Source organism: Aeromonas intestinalis (assembly GCF_054052485.1).
In genome coordinates, this window is sequence record NZ_JBSTYK010000003.1 from 203,598 (window position 1) to 222,327 (window position 18,730).

Consider the following 18,730-nt stretch of genomic DNA (forward strand, 5'->3'; position numbering starts at 1 on the left):
CCCGTACCGGCCCGGCTGGTTGGGCCAGCAGCCCGCGAGGCAGGGCTCTTGTGCCAAGGTGGAGACAAATCCCGGTTTCGATCAACTTTGTGCCACAAGATGCTGCCGACAAGCGGTTTTAGCTGATTTTTTTCTCGACATTTGTCACATTTTTCGCAAACTAACGGCCTTTCAGAAGACAGACAGCAACACATACCATAAGGAAAGCAAATGAATCCTGTTGTTATCGCGGTAGCGCTGATGCTGGTGCTCAGCCTGCTGCGGATCAATGTGGTGGTCTCCCTCGCCATCGGTGCCATCGTCGGCGGCCTCATCGGCGGCCTCTCACTCGAACAGACCCTCAGCACCTTCACCGGCGGCCTGGGTGGCGGCGCCGAGATCGCCCTCTCCTACGCCATGCTGGGCGCCTTTGCGGTCGCCATCTCCCGCTCCGGCATCACGGATCTGCTGGCCCGCAAGGTGATCAGCCAACTCGGCAAGGATGCCAGCTCCTCCCGCATCCTCTGGGTCAAGAGCCTGCTGCTCGCCTCCGTGCTCGGGGTCTCCATCTCCTCCCAGAACCTGATCCCGGTGCACATCGCCTTCATTCCCATTCTGATCCCGCCGCTGCTGCACGTCATGGCCCAGATGCAGATCGACCGTCGCCAGGTGGCCTGCGTCATCACCTTCGGCCTGACCGCGACCTACATGCTGCTGCCAGTGGGTTTTGGTGGCATCTTCCTGAACAACATCCTGGCCAAGAACCTGATCGACAACGGGGTACCTGTGGAGCACAGCCAGCTGCCCATGGCCATGGCGATCCCGGTGTTTGGCATGTTCATCGGCCTGCTCATCGCGGTCTTCTTCACCTACCGCAAGCCGCGCCAGTATGATCTGGAGAAGATCCTCTCCGCCGAGCCGGAAACCGTGGAACTCAACCTCAACCACATCTGGGTCGCCCTGCTGGCCATCGCCGTGGCGCTGGGGTTGCAGCTGATGACCAACAGCATCGTGTTGGGTGCGCTGGCAGGCTTCGTCATCTTCACCTGTGGCGGCGTCATCAAGTTCCGCGAGAGTCAGGATGCCTTCACCCAGGGGGTGCGCATGATGTCCCTCATCGGCTTCATCATGATCTCCGCCGCCGGCTTCGCCGCCGTGATGAAGGAGACCCACGGGGTGGATAGCCTGGTGCAGGCAGTCTCCGGCATGATGGCCGGCCACAAGGGGATGGCGGCCTTCCTGATGCTGCTGGTGGGGCTGCTCATCACCATGGGGATAGGTTCCTCCTTCTCCACCGTGCCCATCATCGCCACCATCTATGTGCCCCTGTGCGTCCATCTGGGTTTCTCCCCCATGGCGACCATCGCCCTGGTGGGGGCCGCCGGTGCCCTGGGGGATGCGGGCTCCCCCGCCTCGGACTCGACGCTCGGCCCCACTTCCGGCCTCAACGCAGACGGTCAGCACGATCATATCTGGGACAGCGTGGTGCCCACCTTCATCCACTACAACATCCCGCTCATCATCTTCGGTTGGATTGCCGCCATGGTGCTCTAAGCTCGCGATTGGCAACACAGACGAATGCAATGCAAGAGGCGACCCCAGGGTCGCCTCTCTCATGTCCGGCCATGCTCAGGCGACTTCGGATACCCGCTGGCGACCCCGGCCCGTCAGCCCGCCGATGAGGGCCAGCAGCAGTCCGACCATCCCCACCCCGGACCATTCTCCCTTCTGCCAGGCCAGCATGGCGAGGCTGGAACCCAGCGTCCCCCCAAGGAACATGGCCCCCATGAAGAGGGTATTGACCCGCCCCCTCGCCGCCTCCCTCAATCCATAGATGAGCTGCTGATGGGCGATGAGCGCGCTCTGCACCCCCAGATCCAGCAAGATGACGCCCACCGCCAATCCGATCAGGCTGTGCCAGGTTTCGAACACTATCCAGGCCAGTACCACCATCAGGGCCCCGCTCAACACCACGGGCCTGGCCCCCTGCCGATCCGCCAGCCGCCCGGCCAGGGGGGCCGCGAGGACACCGACCCCCCCTATCACCCCGAACAGGCCGGCCCACTGTGCTCCGAGCCGATAGGAGGAGTGCGCCAGATAGAGCGCCAGCACGGTCCAGAAGGCGCTGAAGGAGCCAAACAACAGCCCCTGTGTCAGCGCGGCACGGCGCAGAGCCGGCTCCTCCCGCCAGAGGGTGACGAGAGAGCGCAGCAAGGCCCCATAGGTGAGCGTGACGCGCGGCAACTGAAGGGGGATGGTGCGTGCCATCAGCAGGGCCCCCAGCAGCGCCAGCGGAATACCGAGCCAGAACATGGTGCGCCAGCCCGCATAGGCCGTGACAACGCCCGCCAGGGTGCGGCTGAGCAGGATGCCACCGAGCAGGCCGCTCATCACAGTGCCCACCACGGCGCCGCGCCGTGCGGGATCCGCCAGCGTCGCCGCGACGGGCACAATCTGCTGGGCCGCCGTTGCCCCGATGCCGAGCAGTACCGAGGCCAGCATCAACATGGTGGTCCCCTGGGCCAGGGCCGCCAGCAAAGAGGCAAGGGCGATGAGGACGAACTGCCCGACGATGAGCCAGCGCCGAACCAGCACATCGCCAAGGGGCACCAGCAGCAAGAGGCCGAGGGCATAGCCGAGTTGGGTCAGTACGGCGATGAGAGGAATGGCTGAATGGCCGGGGAAATCCCGTGCCATCACCGCCAGCATGGGCTGGTTGTAATAGATGTTGGCGACCGCCAGACCGCAGCAGAGCGCCATGGCGAAGATGAATGTGGGGGTCAGCGCCCTGGCAGGCTGGGCCGCCGTTGGGGAGACGCTCGGTGATGTCATGATGCCATCCTCATTGATGCAAGGCGCCGGCAACAGGCCGGGCTGGATGAAGAGACTACCCCCGGAGCCGGGACGGCAGTAGCCGTCCCCACGCCATAACGGTTATTCCGCCGGGGAATGGGTCCGCGCCGCTTGCAACCCGGGCAGGCCGCTCACGAAGGCCAGCCAGGCACTCGCCTTGGCACTGGGCCCTCGCCCCGCAGGCAACAGGGCCCAGAGATCCAGCCTCGGCAACTGCCACTCCGGCAAGAGTCTCACCACCTCCCCGCTGGCCAGTTCGGGGGCAAACATCCACTCGGAGCTGATGCCAAGCCCAATCCCGGCCAGCACCGCGGCGCGCATTCCCTCGGCGGCGGAGACCATGATCCGGCCACGGGCCGCTATGTCGACCCGCTCATCCCCCCGGCTGAATGACCAGGAGTGCCCAAGACCGGGCCTCGGACTGTAGATCACCAGCGCCTGCCCCTGCAGATCACCGGGAGACTGCGGCCGACCCGCCGCGGCGAGACAGGCGGGTGTTCCCACCACCACCCGGGCACAGTGCGCGAGGTGGCGGGCCACCAGGGCGGAGTCGGGTTGGGGGCCGAGCCGCAGGGCCACATCGATGCCCGCCGCGATGAGATCCAGGTTGTCATCGTCCAGCAGGATCTCGAGTTCCAGCTCAGGATGCGCCGCCATAAAAGCGGGCAGATGAGGAATGAGGTGCAACCGGGCGAAGGTAACGGGGGCAGAGATGCGCAGGCGCCCAGTGAGGCCGGTGCGGCACTGCCCTACCTGAGCTTCCGCCTCCTCCACCTCAACCAGGATGCGTTTCGCATTCAGGTAGTAAGCCTCCCCCGCCTCGGTCGGAGTCAGGCCGCGGGTCGAGCGCAGCAGCAGCGGGCTCCCAAGGCGTGCCTCCAGCTGGGCGATCTGCTTGGACACGGCCGGCTGGCCGAGCCCCAGACGCCTTGCGACCGCCGAAAAGGAGCCCGTCTCCACCGCCAGCACGAACACCTCCATCGCCCCCAGTCTGTCCATCTGTCCCCCTTCCTCACTCCATCGCACGGTGTCGGCACACGTTAGCACCGTGCCACCCGCACAAGCCAGCTCGCAATGTCCTGCCGCCCAGCACCAAGCCGCTCTGCCACTCACAGCGAAGCTGGGTATTTCGCCTGATCGACGGCCATAAAAAAGACCGCTCGATGAGCGGTCTTGTATCAGTGCGATCCGGGTTTAGCTGTCGCGGCGCTTGCCGCCGAACTTGCGACCTTTGTCAAAGCCGCCTTCACGGCGATCCTTGTTGAAGGGACGGTCACCCTGGGGGCGGCGATCCTTGTTGAAGGTGCGCTCCTTGTTGAAGGGACGGTCGCCACGGGGCGGACGGCTGCTGGTGTTGCCACCGGCCGGCACCTCGGTGTAGCGGGCGATCTGCAGCGGACGCTGGCAGACACGGGCCTTCTTGATCACTTCCAGCACCTCGGCGCTCATGCCCTTGGGCAGATCGACGGTGGAGAAGTCATCGGCGATGTCGATGTTGCCGATGAAACGGCTCTCGATGTTCGCTTCGTTGGCGATGGCACCCACGATCTGACCCGGCTTGACGCCGTGATGGGCACCCACGTCGACGCGATAGCGCTCCATCTCCACGTCCGGGTTGTCCTTGAGCGGACGCGGCTCCAGGGACGGCATGCGACGGGCCGGACGATCGCCACGGTCACCGAAATCACGGGGACCACGGTCGTTGAAGTCACGACGCTCGAAGTTGCCGCGATCATTGTTGTTGCTGAACAGGGGATCCGGGATGGAGTCATCCAGCAGCAGCGGTTGGTCACCCTGCACCAGCTTGGCCAGTGCGGCAGCCAGTTCCAGCGGATCGGCGGAGTCTTCCTGGATCAGCTCGTTCACCAGGTTGTGGTAGATCTCGAGCTCCTCACCCATCATGGTCTCGCGGATGCGCTCCTTGAACTTGGCCAGACGGTGCTGGTTGATGTCCTCGGTGCTCGGCATCTTCATCGGCTCGATGGCCTGACGAGTGGCGTGCTCGATGGCACGCAGCATGCGACGCTCGCGCGGCGCCACGAACAGGATGGCCTCACCCTTGCGACCGGCACGACCGGTACGGCCGATACGGTGAACGTAGGATTCGGTATCGTACGGAATGTCGTAGTTCACCACGTGGGTGATGCGCTCGACGTCCAGACCACGGGCGACCACGTCGGTGGCGATCAGGATGTCCAGCTGGCCTTGACGCAGCTTGTCGACGGTACGCTCACGCAGCTTCTGCGGGATGTCACCGTGCAGCGCTTCACAGGCATGACCGCGGGCGGCCAGCTTGCCGGCCAGCTCTTCGGCGGCGTTCTTGGTGCGCACGAAGACCAGCAGGGCCTCGTAGGGCTCCACTTCCAGCAGACGGGTCATGGCGTCCAGCTTGTGCAGACCGGTCACCTGCCAGTAACGCTGACGGATGGTGGTGGCAGTGGCTGTCTTGGAGGCGATCTTGATCTCTTTGGGCTGCTTCAGATGCTTCTGGGCCACGCGGCGGATCTGCTCCGGCATGGTGGCGGAGAACAGGGCAACCTGACGGCCGGCCGGGCACTGATCCATGATCCAGTCCACATCGTCGATGAAGCCCATGCGCAGCATTTCGTCCGCTTCATCCAGCACCAGGGCTTTCAGACCGGAGAGGTCCAGGTTCTTGCGACGGATCAGATCCATCACGCGGCCCGGCGTACCGACGACAACCTGGGCACCACGGCGCAGGGCGCGGGTCTGGGTCTCGTAGGAGGCGCCGCCGTAGATGGGCAGCACGTGGAAATCGGGCATGTGGTGAGCGTAGCGTTGGCACGCTTCAGCCACCTGCAGAGCCAGTTCACGAGTCGGCGCCAGCACCAGGATCTGGGTGTTACGGTTACCAGCTTCCAGACGAGACAACAGAGGCAAGGCAAAAGCAGCGGTCTTCCCTGTACCGGTTTGTGCCTGCCCCAGCAGATCGTGTCCCGCCATCAGGTGGGGGATTGCTGCGGCCTGGATGGGAGACGGGCGCTCATAGCCCACGTCCTGCAGCGCTTTCAATACAGGCGCGGCCAGTCCAAGCTCACTAAAAAGGGGCAGTTGTTCGGTATCAGACATAGATTCTTCCAGATTAAGGCAGGCGGCTAACACCGCGGAATAGCAAAAGGCGGCGATTATAGCGCCACTTTGTTCTGCTGTCTTGAAAAATGTGATAAGCCTCTCAAGACGTTGGCAATTATAGAGGGATCTCGCGACTATGGCTTGCTTATTTTTCGCTCATGGTGCGTTATTGCCGATCACTTCTCGCCGGATCCCTTGTCCTGCTTGTGCCTGAGCACCGCCATGGTGAGTCGGCTGGTGCACAATAAACGACCACGCTCGTCGCGGATCTCTATCTGCCACACCTGGGTGCTGGCCCCCAGATGCAGGGGGGAGCAACGCCCGGTCACCGCCCCTTCCCGCTTGGCCCGCAGATGATTGGCATTGACCTCCAATCCGACACAGTAGTACTCCGCCCCCACCGCCATGTTGGCCGCCAAGGATCCCAGCGTCTCCGCCAGCACCACGGAGGCGCCCCCGTGCAGCATGCCGAGCGGCTGATGAGTGCGGTGATCCACCGGCATGGTGGCCTCCAGCCAGTCGGGACCGAAGGCGGTGTAGTGGATATCGAGGTGGGCCATCAGGGTATTGCGGGAGCTGGCGTTGAGCCCCTCGAGGCTCATGGGCTTGCGCCAGATGGGGGCGTTCTCTTGACTCATGACAAGCAGACTCCTTATGAATTAACGAACATGATCAATGGCTTGCCACTGACGATATCAAAACTGCCGCGTAAAGCGCAAAAGCGGGACAACAAAATGCCCCGCTATCGGGGCATCTTGAGGCAGGCAGGACTGAGCAGGATCCTGCCCGGGTTCACCAAGGGTAGGTGACCCCCGGCCACGCATCCCAGGGGATCTCCCGTCCCGGCAGGCAAGGTGCTCGCCACTGCCAGACCTTCCCCAGCCAGTCGCGCAGCTCGGCCTCGAGTTCGGCATCGGTCAGCGGCGCCCCAGTCACCTTCCAAAAGAAGAGCTCCACCTCCACCTCCGGCAGCACCGAGGGATAAAGATAAACGCCCCCCCAAAACTCGGGTTCCCGCGCCGGGCTCCAGAGGCCATAGGCGAAGGAGCGCTTGGCCAGAAACTCCGAACGCTGCCACTCCAGATCCGCCTCGTGCTGGCTCAGGCTGAAGCTGGCCGACGGCCAGAGATCGTCCGGGCGAAACAACTGATGCAACTGTTCGCACTCGCGCAGGATGGCGACGAACTCCACCACCGCCTGAGTCGGGTTCACCGGCAACAACAACAGGTTCGGGCGCCGATACGCCTGCGGCACCCGAAACCGCTTGGGGAGGCGCAGCATCAGAGCAGTTCCAGCAAGGCCTGCACCGGATGCTTGAGCTTCTCCCCTTCCATCCGTTTGACCTGGCTGCGGCAGGAATAACCGGTGGCGAGGCAGCGCTCCTTCGGCAGGCGCGCCAGCGGCTCCGCCCAGCTGAGGCCATAAATGCCCCTGGAGTTCTCCACCTGCTTGGCATCGTGACCATAGGTGCCCGCCATGCCGCAGCAACCGACCGAGACCGGTTGCAACCTGGCGCCGAAGCGGCTGAACAGGGTGCCCCAGTCGCCGTGAGTCGAGGGCTTGGCGGTTTTCTCGGTGCAGTGGGCAAACAGATACCAGGGCTCCGCAGCCTCCTCTTTGACCTCGGCCGCGGGCAGGCTCTCTACCGGCAAGGAGAGCAGCCACTCCTGGGGCAGCATCACCTGGAAGTCTCCACGGGCGGAGCCGAGTGCCTTCACATATTCGTCCCGGTAACAGAGCACCAGGGAGGGATCCACTCCCACCATGGGGATGCCGAGTCCCGCCACCTTGTTGAGGAACTGGGCACTGCTGGCCGCGGTACGGGCGAAGGCACGCAGGAAGCCCTTCACGTGCTGGGGCTTGCCGTTGGGTTTGAACGGCAGCAAATAGGGCTGAAGTCCAAGTTTGCTCGCGAGTTTCACCAGATCTCGCACCACGGGCGCGTCGTAATAACTGGTGAAGGGGTCTTGTACGATAAGAACCACTTTTTGACGCTGTTCGGGGCTCATGGCCTCGAGTCCCGCCAGATCGAAATAGCGGGCACGGTGATCGCGAAGGGACTCGGCCAGGGTAGGCACCGAGAGCAGGGGCACGTCCACCATGCCGATGCTCTTCTCGGTCGCCTTCTGGGCCCACTCTTTCTCCAGGAAGAAGTTGACCAGCTTGGGGGCCTTGGCGAGCAGGGGCGCATAGCTTTCGACGGTGCCGACGAAGTAATCCTTGGGGCCGCGCAGGTAGCGGCTGTGATAGAGCTGCATGAAGCGGGCGCGGAAGGTGGGCACATCCACCTTGATGGGACACTGGCTGGTGCAGGCCTTGCAAGCCAGACACCCCTCCATCGCCTCCATCACCTCGTGGGAGAAGTCATACTGGCCGCGGGCGCGGGCCACGGTGTTGCGCACCTTGTCGACGATGGATTTGATGCGCAGACCGCCGCTTTGCAGCTCAATCTCTTCGCTCAAGGGATCGAATCCCTGCTCTGCCAGCTGGCGCAGCCATTCGCGCATCAAGCCTGCCCGCCCCTTCGGCGAGTGGCGACGGTCGCGGCTTATCTTGACCGAGGGGCACATGGGGGAGTCGGTCTCGAAGGTGAAGCAGAGGCCGTTGCCGTTGCAATCGAGCGCCCGGGTGTAGCTCTCACGCACGGCGATGGGGATCTGGCGGTCGAACTTGCCGCGCTTGGGCCCGTCCACCGACACCAGCTCGGCACCGCTGCCATAGGGCACGCAGATCTTGCCCGGGTTGATGCGGTTCTGGGGATCGAAGGCCCCCTTCACTCGCTGCAGTTCCTCCCACAGCTCGCCGAAGAAGGCGGGACTGTATTCGGATCTGAACCCCTTGCCGTGCTCCCCCCACATCAGGCCGCCATATTTGGCGGTGAGCGCCACCACCTGATCCGAGATGCGCCGCAGCAGTACCTCCTGCTCGGGGTCGCACAAATCCAGCGCCGGGCGCACGTGCAGGACACCTGCGTCCACGTGGCCGAACATGCCGTAGTCGAGGCCGTGATCGTCCAGCAGGGCACGAAACTCCATGATGAAGTCGGCCAAGGATTCCGGTGGCACGGCGGTGTCTTCGGTGAAGGCCACCGGCTTCTTGCGCCCCTCGGCGTTGCCGAGCAGTCCCACCGACTTCTTGCGCATGGCGTAGATGGTCTCGATGCTCGGCAGGTGACTGCACACCTGATAACCGATGACTCCCGCCTCCCCGTTCGCCAGCAATCCGTCGATGCGGCGGCACAGCTCCGCCACCTTGGCCTGGTGCTCGGTTTCATCGGTGTCCGCAAACTCGACGATATTGAGCCCCTGCAGATCCTTGCCCGGCACCTCCTGGATGAACTCCTTGACCGAGTGCCAGATGATGTCGGCCCGGGCCAGCCCCAGCACCCGGGAGTCCACCGTCTCCACCGACAAGGCGTGCGCCTCCACCATGAAGGGGGCATTGCGAAGCGCGGACGGGAAGCTGTCGTACTTGACGTTCACCAGGGTGCGGTAGCGCGGAATGGGGGTGATGTTGAGGCGAGCCTCGGTGATGAAGCCCAGCGACCCTTCCGAGCCGCACAACACCCGGCTCACATCCAGGGTGTCGGTATCGGGCGTGTAGAGATGCTTGAGATCGTAACCGGTGAGGAAGCGGTTGAGTTTGGGGAAGGTCGCCTCGATGTCGGCGCGCCGCTCGCGGCCGATGCGATAGAGGGTGCGGTAGATCTCCCCTTCCCGGCTCTTTAGCGCCAGCTTGTCCGCGAGGCGCTCGCCATTGACCGGCTCCGTGCTCATGAGGTCGCCGTTCTCCAGCACCGCCTTGAGGCCCAGCACGTGATCCGAGGTCTTGCCGTAGACCAGCGACCCCTGACCGGATGCATCGGTATTGACCATGCCCCCTAAGGTGGCGCGGTTGGAGGTAGAGAGATCCGGCGAGAAGAAGTAGCCGTGAGGCTTGAGATAGGCGTTGAGCTGATCCTTCACCACCCCGGCCTGGGCACGCACCCAGCCCGCTTCCAGATTAATTTCCATGATCTGGTTCATATGGCGAGAGAGATCGACGATAATGCCGCCGCCCAGAGACTGGCCATTGGTGCCGGTGCCGCCGCCGCGAGGGAAGAAACTCAAGCAGGCGTAGGTGCTCTCCTGGGCCAACCTGAGCATCACCGCAATATCATCCGCACTGCGCGGATAGAGGACCGCCTCTGGAATAACCTGATAGACGCTGTTATCCGTCGCCATCGCCAACCGGCTTGCATAAGACTTTTCGATATCACCACGAAATGCGCTGCGTCCCAATACATCGAGGAACTGCAGAGTTGTGGATGACAAACTGTCCTGGTAATCGAGTCTCGGGATCATGAATCCTTGTTCCCTTCCTTTGCTTGATGCCGGAGTGCCGGCGACAACGACCGCCTGGCTCGCCTCTCTCGGGCTGCCTTGGCCGGTCCGCTCACATGTGAGCGGGCAGTATATCAGCTAGAAAACCGCTTGCGCGCTCAATCTTCACCATTTGAAAGGAGGACATTTATGGCTCATTACAGCCATGTTATCAGTACGCTTATCCGCACCGAAAAACAGGCGCTGACCCTGTCGCTGTTCGGCTGCATCGGCTTCGCCCTGTTCGGGATCGGCTACGGCCTGTTCGTCGGTTCCAACGCCATCATGCTCGATGGCATCTTCACCCTGTTCAGCATGGGCATGACGGGCCTTGGACTCATCACCGCCTACCTGGTCACCCGTCCCTCCGATGCCCGCTTCCAATATGGCTACGCCCATTTCGAGCCCATCACCAACGTCATCAACGGCACCATCATACTGCTGCTCTGTCTTGGCGCCCTGCACAGCGGCATCAGTTCCCTGATGAGCGGCGGGCGGGAGATAGACCTCGGTCACGCCCTCATCTATGCCGCCGTCTGCACCTTCTTCTGCGCCATCATCTACAAGGTCGAGTCTGCGGTGGCCGAACGGATCAATTCCGAACTGGTGCGGGTCGACTCCAAGGAGTGGCTGGTCGATACCCTGCTCAGCGTCACCCTGCTCATCGGTTTTCTGGTGGCCATCGGCCTCGATGCCATCGGCTATGGCCAGTACAACCGCTACATAGACCCCGTGCTGGTCACCCTGCTGGCCCTGTGCGCCACCCTGATCCCCATCAAGGTACTCGGCCGCAACCTGCGGGAAGTGCTGAAAATCGCCCCCAAGGGGGATGTCTCCCGGCTGGTGGCCAGCGAGATAGAGGCCCTGCGCCAGCGCCACGGGGTCGAGTGCTACAGCCATCTGGCGAAAAGCGGCCGCCGCTTCGATCTCGAACTCAACATCCTGGTGGCACCGGGCCAGGAGTGGCCCATCGAGCGTCAGGATGCCCTGCGCCAGGAGCTCTGGTCCCGCCTCGGCGACACCCTGGGGGACGCCTGGTTGTCGGTCTGCTTCACCCGCGAGAAACGCTGGCTGTAACAGCCCGCCGATACCAGCAGACAAACAGGGAGGCGGTCGCCGCCTCCCTTGCCCCTCTCCCCGGCCATTTGCTGTCATCACATCTTCATAACGCCGCTATTGCCAAATCAATGACAACCGTTATCATCAGGGCTCACTTTTAACCGAGGTTTTATTGCCCATCATGGACAACCCCCGAAGTCGCCCTTCGTATATACCCATCACGTCTTGTCTTTACCTGCTCAATCCGCGCCTCTGAACGACCACTGTGCCTAGCCTTGTCACGGTCCTTTGCCGTGTCTGATACCCACGCCGTTCGTTTTTATTGAGGTCAACATGGAATTCTTGCTGGATCCCGCCCTGCTGGTGGGTCTGTTTACCCTGATCATCCTGGAGATAGTCCTCGGGATCGACAACCTGGTCTTCATCGCCATCCTGGTGAAGAAGCTTCCCCCCGCCCAACGGGACAAGGCCCGCATCATCGGCCTCTCCCTGGCGCTGCTGATGCGCCTTGGGCTGCTCAGCATCATGTCCTGGCTGGTCACCCTCACCACCCCCTTGCTGCACCTTGGCGACTTCGCCTTCTCCGGTCGGGATCTCATCCTGATGGGGGGTGGCCTGTTCCTGCTGTTCAAGGCCACCACCGAACTGCACGAGCGCCTCGAGGCCAAACCCGAGGTTCAGGGCCAGGTCGGCGTCTACGCGGGCTTTGGCGTGGTGATCGCCCAGATCCTGGTGCTGGATGCCGTCTTCTCTCTGGACTCCATCATCACCGCCGTCGGCATGGTGGATCACCTGGGAGTCATGATGGCCGCCGTGACCATCGCCATGGTGGTGATGGTGCTCGCCTCCAAGCCGCTGACCCGCTTCGTCAACGCCCACCCGACCGTGGTGGTGCTCTGTCTGAGCTTCCTGCTGATGATAGGTTTCAGCCTGGTGGCGGAAGGCTTCGGCTTCCACATTCCCAAGGGCTACCTCTACGCCGCCATCGGCTTCTCGGTGCTCATCGAGTTCTTCAACCAGTTGGCCCAGCGCAGCGCCCGTCGCCACGCATCCCGGCTTCCCCTGCGTGAACGCACCACAGCCGCCATCTTCCAGATGATGGGAGGCAGCAAGCGCAGTGCGTCCCAGGAACTGGATGAAGACGAGGAGCAGGAACAGCCCCTGCCTCCCGGCTTTGGCGAGGAGGAGCGCAACATGGTGAGCGGCGTGCTGTCTCTCGCCGAGCGATCCATCCGCACCATCATGACGCCGCGATCCGAGATGGCCTGGATCGACGTCAATGACAGCCCGGACGAGATCCGCGCCCTGCTGCAACGGGAGCCTCACAGCCTGTTCCCGGTCTGTGACGGCGGGCTGGACGACCTCATCGGGGTGGTCAAGGCACGTGACCTGCTGTTCGCCCTGAACGAGGGTCAGTCCCTGCACGCACTCGCCAAGCAGAACGACCCCGTCATCGTGCCCCAGACCATCAACGTGATCCGATTGCTGGCGGAGCTGCGCCAGGCCAGGGGCAGTCTCATCCTGGTGACGGACGAATTCGGCGTCATCCAGGGGCTGGTGACCACCCACGATCTGCTGGAGGCCATCGTCGGCGAGCTGCCGGATGAGGACGAAACCCCGGACGTGGTCCGCGATGGGGAAGGCTGGCTTATCAACGGCAGCACCAACATCCATCAGGTGGAGCAGGCACTGGATTGTGACGGACTGGTGAGCGAGAGCGATGAGTACGTGACCCTGGCGGGCATGCTGCTCTCCCACTTCGGCAGCCTGCCGGAGCAGGGCCAGCAGTTGCAGCTGGGCGGGCATCACTTCGAGGTGCTGGCGGTGAACGAGCGACGCATCGAGCGAGTGCGGATCAGGGCGCTGCAGCCCTGACGCCAGCCCACGCCATGGGCGTGAATGGATGCCAATGAATCAAACAAGGGGGCCAGTCGGCCCTCTTTTTTTTGGCCTCCCATCGCCATTGCTGCACAAGTTGCAATTCTCTTCTGTGATTACCCCTCTTTTTCTCAATGCAGGCGGGGGATAGAGTCAGCACCATCACCCGATGAGGAATTCAAGATGAGCCACGACAACCTGTTCTGCCCCCTGCGCCTCGGCCAACTGCACCTGAACAACCGTATCGTCATGCCCCCCATGACCCGCTCCCGCGCCAGCCAGCCCGGGGACGTGGCCAACGCCATGATGGCCACCTACTACGGCCAGCGGGCCGACGCCGGTCTCATCGTGAGCGAAGGCACCCAGATCGATCCCCTCGGCAAAGGCTATGCCTGGACCCCGGGCATCCATAGCGCCGAGCAGGTCGCCGGCTGGAAGCTGGTAACGGACGCCGTCCATGCCAAGGGTGGCACCATCTTCTCCCAGCTCTGGCACGTGGGCCGGGTCACTCATCCGGACAACATCGGCGGCGCCCAGCCCATTTCGGCGTCAGCCATCAAGGCCGAAGGGGTCAAGGTCTTCGTGGACAACGGCAGCGACGCCCCGGGGTTTGTGGAAACCACCCTGCCCCGCGCCATGACCCAGGCCGACATCGACACCGTGGTAAGCCAGTTCCGCCGCGCCGCCCGCAACGCCATGGAGGCGGGGTTTGACGGCATCGAGCTGCACGCCGCCAACGGCTATCTCATCAACCAGTTCCTGGATTCCGAGTCCAATGCCCGTACCGACAACTACGGCGGCTCCCTCGAGAACCGGCTGCGCTTCTTGAAAGAGGTGGTCGAGGCGGTGAGCGCCGAGATCGGGGCGGATCGGGTCGGCGTGCGTCTGGCCCCCCTCACCACCCTGAATGGCACCGTGGATGCCAATCCGGAGCAGACCTATCTGGCCGCCGCCCGCCTGCTGGGGACGCTCGATGTCACCTATCTGCACATTGCCGAAGCGGACTGGGACGATGCTCCCCTGATGCCGGAGAACTTCAAGCAGGGGCTGCGGGATGCCTTCCCCAACACCCTCATTTACGCCGGCAAATACGATGGCGCGCGGGCGCGGGCCGCCCTCGCTGCGGGCTGGGCAGACATGATTGGCTTTGGCCGCCCCTTCGTGGCCAACCCCGATCTGCCAAACCGGCTGCGCCACGGCTACCCCTGGGCGCCCCATGATCCGGCCACCCTGTTTGGCGGCGCCGAGCACGGCCTCACCGACTACCCCGTCTATCAGGGGGAAAGCGCCCCGCAACCCGCCTGATCGATAGCGGCTCTCCCTTCTGTTTATTGGCCCCCGCCCTGCGGGGGCTGTTTATTTTGTTAACCCCCCTCTTGTATCAGCCACTCTCTGTATCGCCCCCTCCTCCCCGCGCCCAAAAACCGGGTGTCAATCATCACTTGTCTGATGAAGATCAAAACCTTGTCATGACAAGAGGCAGATAGTGCACCCATCTCACCCTTCAGGGAGTCATGGTTGTGAGCACCACACAGACCCGGCTGGTCGCCTCGGTAGCGGGACGACTTCGCATCAGACAGGGCAGCGCGGATCCTGCCCAATTGACCCGCTGGCAGACAGAAGTGGCCAGCTGGCCCGGGGTGCAGAGCGCCCGCCTCAACCGGGCGGCCCTCAGCCTCATCGTGCAATACGCCACGGCGCACTGTTCCCAGTCCGAGATGGAGTCCCGCATCCGGGCCCTCTGCCTTGAAGGCGAGGCTGAGCCGATGTCGACGCCGGCCCCGACTGTCGCACCACCACGGCGACGAACCTCACTGCGTCCCCACAAGGCGGCCTGGCGCAGACGCGCCAACCGGGGGGCCAAGATAACCGCCATGGTAGCCCTGCCGCTCTCCATTGCCCTGGTCTACGCCGGCCACAAGCGCCTGCACGCCACCACCGGCTGGCTGTTCGTCGCGGCCCTGTCGGTGCATCTGGCCATCCATCGTCGCAACGTTTTCCATTAAGCAGAGCAAAGGTACGGCATGACACGCCTTGAACAGCTGCGGGCCCTGACCCGCCACCTGACCATCGCCCACCACATCCCCGGCCGGGTTCGTTTCAAACTCAAGCTGGGGGCCCTCGGCAGTGCCGAAATGAGTCAGCTCGGCCAGATGGGACAGCTCAAGCAGATGATTGAGACCATGCCCGGCATTCGCGATCTGCGCGTCAACCCCGCCGCCCTCTCCTGCGTGGTGGAGTACGACCCGGCCCAGATAACCCCTCCCCTGTGGGAGTCCCTCGTCGAGGGGAAAGAGTGTAAACAGGTCCACCAGGCCCTGGATCGCATCGAGCACCATGTCCAGACCTTTTCCCATGGTTGATCCCGCCAAGCCGCGGCGATCCCATTCACAAGGAGCCATATCATGATCCCGTTGATCGTCGGCGCCATCGCCGGTGCCCTGGCCGTGCGCACATTGCAGCGCACCCGCCCCTCCATTTCCCTTCACAAGGCCAAAGACTCCCTGCGCCAGGTGTCCATCGCCGGACTCACCAGCCTGGAGCACTCCTCCGCCAGGTTGCGCCAGCAGTTGAGCGAGCCACAGGCCCCCGCACCGGATGCCGAGGGGGTGGCCGAGCAAGAAACGCCCGAGGAGCCCAAGGCATGACCCCCGACAATCGCGAGCTCGCCAATCACTTCGCCCGGGGTGCCGTGGCAGGGGGGCTGCTCAGCGCACTGCAAAGCGGCGCCAAACCGGGCAAGCGCTCCCGGCGCAAGGTGCTGCGCCATGCCCTGCAGGGGGGGATTGCCACCACCACCGGCCTCGGGGTCGCCAACGCCCTCGAGCAAGGCAACCTCTCGCGAGCCGGCCTGCTGCTGGCGGGCGGCATCCTCGGCATCGCCAGCGCAGAGCGGCTGCTGGCCCCCCGCGACTGACATATACAAACATTCCCCTCCATTGAACAAGCCAAAGGAATCATCTCATGGGTAAGAAGAGCAAGAAGGCCTACAAGAAGCTGTTGAAAGCACAGATGGCACAGGGCAACGGCGCTCAGGCTGGCATGGGGCAAGCCCAGGGCTGGCTCGGCAAGTTGCAGGGCAACAGCACCCAGCAACTGCTGCTGGGGGCCGCCATCGGGGCGGCGGCCGCCTATGTGCTCAGCAACGACGAGATGCGCGAGAAGATTGTGCGCTCCGCCGTGCGCCTCTACAGCGACATCAGCGGCGGCGTGGCCGAACTCAAGGAACAGATGGCGGACATGCAGGCCGAGCTGCAGGCTCAGGGCGGCGAGCAGGATGAGTAGCGAGAGCGCTCTCTCCTCCCTGCGCCTGGTTCACCAGTGCCGGGGACGGGCGCGCTGGCGCTATGGCTGCCACGGACGGCCGCCGCTGGATCAGCCGGGGCTTAGCTACGCCATCGCCGATCTGCCCGGGGTGCAGGCGGTCAGGTTCAACCCCAAGGCCAGCTCGCTTATCGTCACCTTTGACGCGCAGGTGACCGAGATCCCATCCCTGGCGGAGCAGATCCTCTCCCTCGCCCCGCCCCCGGGACGGTTAACCCCGCCGGCATCGCCCCCCGATACCGTCAGCCGCACCCGGCTCGCCACCAATCTGGCGGCCCTGCTCGGAGTCAACCTGCTGCCGGTGCCGCTGCGATTGCCCCTCTCCCTGCTGATGGCGCTGCCGGTGCTGCGCCACGGCGCCGGTGAGCTCTTCTCCCGCGGTCTCACCTCCCACGTGCTGGAAGGCATGGCGGTCTCCATCTCCCTTGGCAGCGGCGATTATCTCGCGGCCAACACCACCTCCTTCATGCTGGAGCTGGGGGAATATCTGGAAGAGTCCATCTCCCGGCGATCCGATGACATGCTGCGCGAATTGCTCAAGCCCGCCAGCGACGAGATCTGGGTCGAGCGGGACGGGGTGGAGATCCTGGTGCCGGCGGGCGAGGTGCAGGTGGGCGAGACGGTGATCGTCGCCACCGGCATGGTCATCCAGATAGACGGTACCGTGCTCGGCGGGGAGGCCTATGTCAACGAGGCCTCCATGACCGGTGAGAGCCGCTCCGTGGCCAAGGCGCGGGGCGATACCGTGATGTCCGGCACCGTGCTGGAGGATGGGCGACTGCGCATCTACGCCGAGCACGTGGGCCAGCGCACCGCCGCCGCCCGCATCGCCGACTATGTGCAGCAGTCCCTCACCGCCAAGAGCGAGGTGCAGTTGCAGGCCTCCCGACTGGCCGACAAGCTGGTGCCGAGGGTGCTCGGGCTCGCGGGCTCGGCCTACCTGCTCAGCGGAGACTGGCGCCGCGCCGCCGCCGTGCTGCAGGCGGACTACTCCTGCGCCCTCAAGCTCGCCACCCCGGTGGCCTTCAAGTCGGCCATGTACGCCGCGGGCAAGGGGGGCATCCTCATCAAGGGGGCCACGGCCCTCGAGCGCCTCGCCGAGGCCGACACCTTCATCTTCGACAAGACCGGCACCCTGACCAACGGGGATCTGGTGGTGACCGATTCCATCACCTTCGATTCCGCCTACACGGCGGACGATCTCATCTGGCTCGCCGCCTCGGTGGAGGAGCACTACTTCCACCCCCTGGCCATCGCCGTGGTGGAGGCGTCCCGCAACATCGAGGGGCGCCACTTCGATCACACCGAGGTGGAGTTCATCGTCGCCCACGGGGTGGCGAGCGAGATCGACGGCAAACGCATCGTGGTAGGCTCGCGCCACTTCGTGGAAGAAGATGAGGGGATCGATGTCAGCCCCTGGCAAGAGACCTTGCACGGCCTCTACCACGAGGGCAAGACCCTGCTCTACATCGGCTACGGCGGCAGTCTCATCGGGGTGCTGGCCTTGCGCGACACGGTGCGCGAGCAGAGCGCCGCCACCCTCGCGAGATTGCGCCAGTCCGGGGTGAAGCGGATCCTGATGCTGACCGGGGATCACCACGACAGGGCCCAGGATCTCGCCGATCGGCTCGGCATCGACGAGGTGTTTGCCCAGCTGCTGCCCGAGGAGAAGGCCAGCATCATAGAGCAGCTCACCGCAGAGGGGGCCCGCATCGCCTTCGTCGGGGATGGCATCAACGATGCGCCAGCGCTGGCGGGCGCCCACGTCGGGATCGCCATGCAGAAGGGGGCCGACATCGCCCGCATCTCCGCCGACATCGCCCTGCTGCAGGACGACATCGGCCGGGTGGCCGAGGCCCGCGAGCTGGCCTGCGCCGCCATGGGGCTCATTCACGACAACTACCGCATCACCATCGGCGCCAACACCGCCATCCTGGGGGCGGCGGCGGTCGGACTGTTGAGCCCCATCGTCGCCTCGGTGCTGCACAACGGCACCACCATCGGCATCCTGCTCAATGCCCTGCGAGGGCGGCACTGAGCCAACGTGCTTGCCCGCTCACACGGGGCCCGCTGCGACGGGCCCCGTGCTTTTTCCTCCCCCCTCCCCGCGTCATCCCTCTCGCAGCCTCGCCTGCGCCCGGCACCCTCACCGTCCATCAGAAGCCGGACAAGCATTCCTAAGC

The 18,730-nt window shown here is 64.1% G+C and carries 16 protein-coding genes; 10 read left to right on the plus strand and 6 right to left on the minus strand.

Features of this window, described 5'->3' with window-relative positions; translation table 11 throughout:
* The first annotated feature begins 210 nt into the window (after positions 1-210).
* Entirely contained in the window at positions 211-1,533 is a 1,323-nt protein-coding gene (locus ACW5W7_RS05310; RefSeq protein ID WP_456501004.1) for a Na+/H+ antiporter family protein, read from the plus strand.
* Positions 1,534-1,608: 75 nt separating this feature from the next.
* On the opposite strand, the gene ACW5W7_RS05315 is transcribed toward ACW5W7_RS05310, so the two are convergent.
* The 6 genes from ACW5W7_RS05315 to ydiJ all read right to left on the minus strand — a co-directional run bounded on the left by ACW5W7_RS05315 (position 1,609) and on the right by ydiJ (position 10,268).
* The gene (locus ACW5W7_RS05315) at positions 1,609-2,811 is read right to left on the minus strand and encodes an MFS transporter (protein WP_456501005.1); all 1,203 of its coding nucleotides are present in this window, start codon (positions 2,809-2,811) and stop codon (positions 1,609-1,611) included.
* Positions 2,812-2,913: 102 nt separating this feature from the next.
* Positions 2,914-3,831, minus strand: coding sequence for a LysR family transcriptional regulator (locus ACW5W7_RS05320; RefSeq protein WP_349918229.1), 918 nt, complete (start codon positions 3,829-3,831; stop codon positions 2,914-2,916).
* 195 nt (positions 3,832-4,026) lie between these two features.
* Positions 4,027-5,922: a DEAD/DEAH box helicase gene (locus ACW5W7_RS05325; protein WP_349918230.1), complete on the minus strand. Its 1,896-nt coding sequence runs from the start codon at positions 5,920-5,922 to the stop codon at positions 4,027-4,029.
* A 179-nt stretch (positions 5,923-6,101) separates the two neighbouring features.
* Positions 6,102-6,563, minus strand: a complete 462-nt coding sequence (locus ACW5W7_RS05330) for a hotdog fold thioesterase (protein WP_456501006.1) — start codon at positions 6,561-6,563, stop codon at positions 6,102-6,104.
* Positions 6,564-6,717: 154 nt separating this feature from the next.
* Positions 6,718-7,206 carry a hypothetical protein gene (locus ACW5W7_RS05335; protein WP_456501007.1) on the minus strand — a complete coding sequence of 163 codons (489 nt, stop codon included), beginning with the start codon at positions 7,204-7,206 and terminating at the stop codon, positions 6,718-6,720.
* Entirely contained in the window at positions 7,206-10,268 is a 3,063-nt protein-coding gene (ydiJ, locus tag ACW5W7_RS05340; RefSeq protein WP_456501008.1) for a D-2-hydroxyglutarate dehydrogenase YdiJ, read from the minus strand. The genes ACW5W7_RS05335 and ydiJ overlap by 1 nt, the downstream gene beginning before the upstream one ends.
* Positions 10,269-10,436: 168 nt before the next feature.
* On the opposite strand from ydiJ, the gene ACW5W7_RS05345 reads away from it, so the two are divergent.
* From ACW5W7_RS05345 to ACW5W7_RS05385, 9 genes are all read left to right on the plus strand, one after another.
* The gene (locus ACW5W7_RS05345; protein WP_349918237.1) at positions 10,437-11,363 is read left to right on the plus strand and encodes a cation diffusion facilitator family transporter; all 927 of its coding nucleotides are present in this window, start codon (positions 10,437-10,439) and stop codon (positions 11,361-11,363) included.
* Between the two features lie 315 nt (positions 11,364-11,678).
* Complete coding sequence (locus tag ACW5W7_RS05350) at positions 11,679-13,220, plus strand: TerC family protein (protein WP_456501009.1); 1,542 nt, start codon at positions 11,679-11,681, stop codon at positions 13,218-13,220.
* Positions 13,221-13,406: 186 nt separating this feature from the next.
* Positions 13,407-14,528: an alkene reductase gene (locus ACW5W7_RS05355; protein WP_456501010.1), complete on the plus strand. Its 1,122-nt coding sequence runs from the start codon at positions 13,407-13,409 to the stop codon at positions 14,526-14,528.
* Between the two features lie 215 nt (positions 14,529-14,743).
* Entirely contained in the window at positions 14,744-15,229 is a 486-nt protein-coding gene (locus ACW5W7_RS05360; RefSeq protein ID WP_456501011.1) for a hypothetical protein, read from the plus strand.
* A gap of 18 nt (positions 15,230-15,247) precedes the next feature.
* A complete protein-coding gene (locus ACW5W7_RS05365) occupies positions 15,248-15,586 on the plus strand; it encodes a hypothetical protein (protein WP_456501012.1) in 339 nt (112 codons plus the stop codon).
* A 42-nt stretch (positions 15,587-15,628) separates the two neighbouring features.
* Positions 15,629-15,871, plus strand: coding sequence for a hypothetical protein (locus ACW5W7_RS05370; RefSeq protein WP_456501013.1), 243 nt, complete (start codon positions 15,629-15,631; stop codon positions 15,869-15,871).
* Positions 15,868-16,140, plus strand: coding sequence for a hypothetical protein (locus ACW5W7_RS05375; RefSeq protein WP_456501014.1), 273 nt, complete (start codon positions 15,868-15,870; stop codon positions 16,138-16,140). Before ACW5W7_RS05370 ends, ACW5W7_RS05375 begins: the two co-directional genes overlap by 4 nt.
* Before the next feature lie 47 nt (positions 16,141-16,187).
* The gene (locus tag ACW5W7_RS05380; protein ID WP_456501015.1) at positions 16,188-16,508 is read left to right on the plus strand and encodes a hypothetical protein; all 321 of its coding nucleotides are present in this window, start codon (positions 16,188-16,190) and stop codon (positions 16,506-16,508) included.
* The gene (locus ACW5W7_RS05385; RefSeq protein WP_456501016.1) at positions 16,501-18,585 is read left to right on the plus strand and encodes a heavy metal translocating P-type ATPase; all 2,085 of its coding nucleotides are present in this window, start codon (positions 16,501-16,503) and stop codon (positions 18,583-18,585) included. The genes ACW5W7_RS05380 and ACW5W7_RS05385 overlap by 8 nt, the downstream gene beginning before the upstream one ends.
* Positions 18,586-18,730 lie beyond the last annotated feature (145 nt).

Excerpts from the sequence above, each read along its gene's own strand:
- ACW5W7_RS05310 (WP_456501004.1), top strand. The coding sequence starts at position 211 with ATGAATCCTGTTGTTATCGCGGTAGCGCTGATGCTGGTGCTCAGCCTG.
- ACW5W7_RS05320 (WP_349918229.1), bottom strand. The coding sequence starts at position 3,831 with ATGGACAGACTGGGGGCGATGGAGGTGTTCGTGCTGGCGGTGGAGACG.
- ACW5W7_RS05355 (WP_456501010.1), top strand. The coding sequence starts at position 13,407 with ATGAGCCACGACAACCTGTTCTGCCCCCTGCGCCTCGGCCAACTGCAC.
- ACW5W7_RS05315 (WP_456501005.1), bottom strand. The coding sequence starts at position 2,811 with ATGACATCACCGAGCGTCTCCCCAACGGCGGCCCAGCCTGCCAGGGCG.
- ACW5W7_RS05370 (WP_456501013.1), top strand. The coding sequence starts at position 15,629 with ATGATCCCGTTGATCGTCGGCGCCATCGCCGGTGCCCTGGCCGTGCGC.
- ACW5W7_RS05380 (WP_456501015.1), top strand. The coding sequence starts at position 16,188 with ATGGGTAAGAAGAGCAAGAAGGCCTACAAGAAGCTGTTGAAAGCACAG.
- ACW5W7_RS05385 (WP_456501016.1), top strand. The coding sequence starts at position 16,501 with ATGAGTAGCGAGAGCGCTCTCTCCTCCCTGCGCCTGGTTCACCAGTGC.
- ydiJ (WP_456501008.1), bottom strand. The coding sequence starts at position 10,268 with ATGATCCCGAGACTCGATTACCAGGACAGTTTGTCATCCACAACTCTG.
- ACW5W7_RS05335 (WP_456501007.1), bottom strand. The coding sequence starts at position 7,206 with ATGCTGCGCCTCCCCAAGCGGTTTCGGGTGCCGCAGGCGTATCGGCGC.
- ACW5W7_RS05330 (WP_456501006.1), bottom strand. The coding sequence starts at position 6,563 with ATGAGTCAAGAGAACGCCCCCATCTGGCGCAAGCCCATGAGCCTCGAG.
- ACW5W7_RS05345 (WP_349918237.1), top strand. The coding sequence starts at position 10,437 with ATGGCTCATTACAGCCATGTTATCAGTACGCTTATCCGCACCGAAAAA.
- ACW5W7_RS05325 (WP_349918230.1), bottom strand. The coding sequence starts at position 5,922 with ATGTCTGATACCGAACAACTGCCCCTTTTTAGTGAGCTTGGACTGGCC.
- ACW5W7_RS05365 (WP_456501012.1), top strand. The coding sequence starts at position 15,248 with ATGACACGCCTTGAACAGCTGCGGGCCCTGACCCGCCACCTGACCATC.
- ACW5W7_RS05375 (WP_456501014.1), top strand. The coding sequence starts at position 15,868 with ATGACCCCCGACAATCGCGAGCTCGCCAATCACTTCGCCCGGGGTGCC.
- ACW5W7_RS05350 (WP_456501009.1), top strand. The coding sequence starts at position 11,679 with ATGGAATTCTTGCTGGATCCCGCCCTGCTGGTGGGTCTGTTTACCCTG.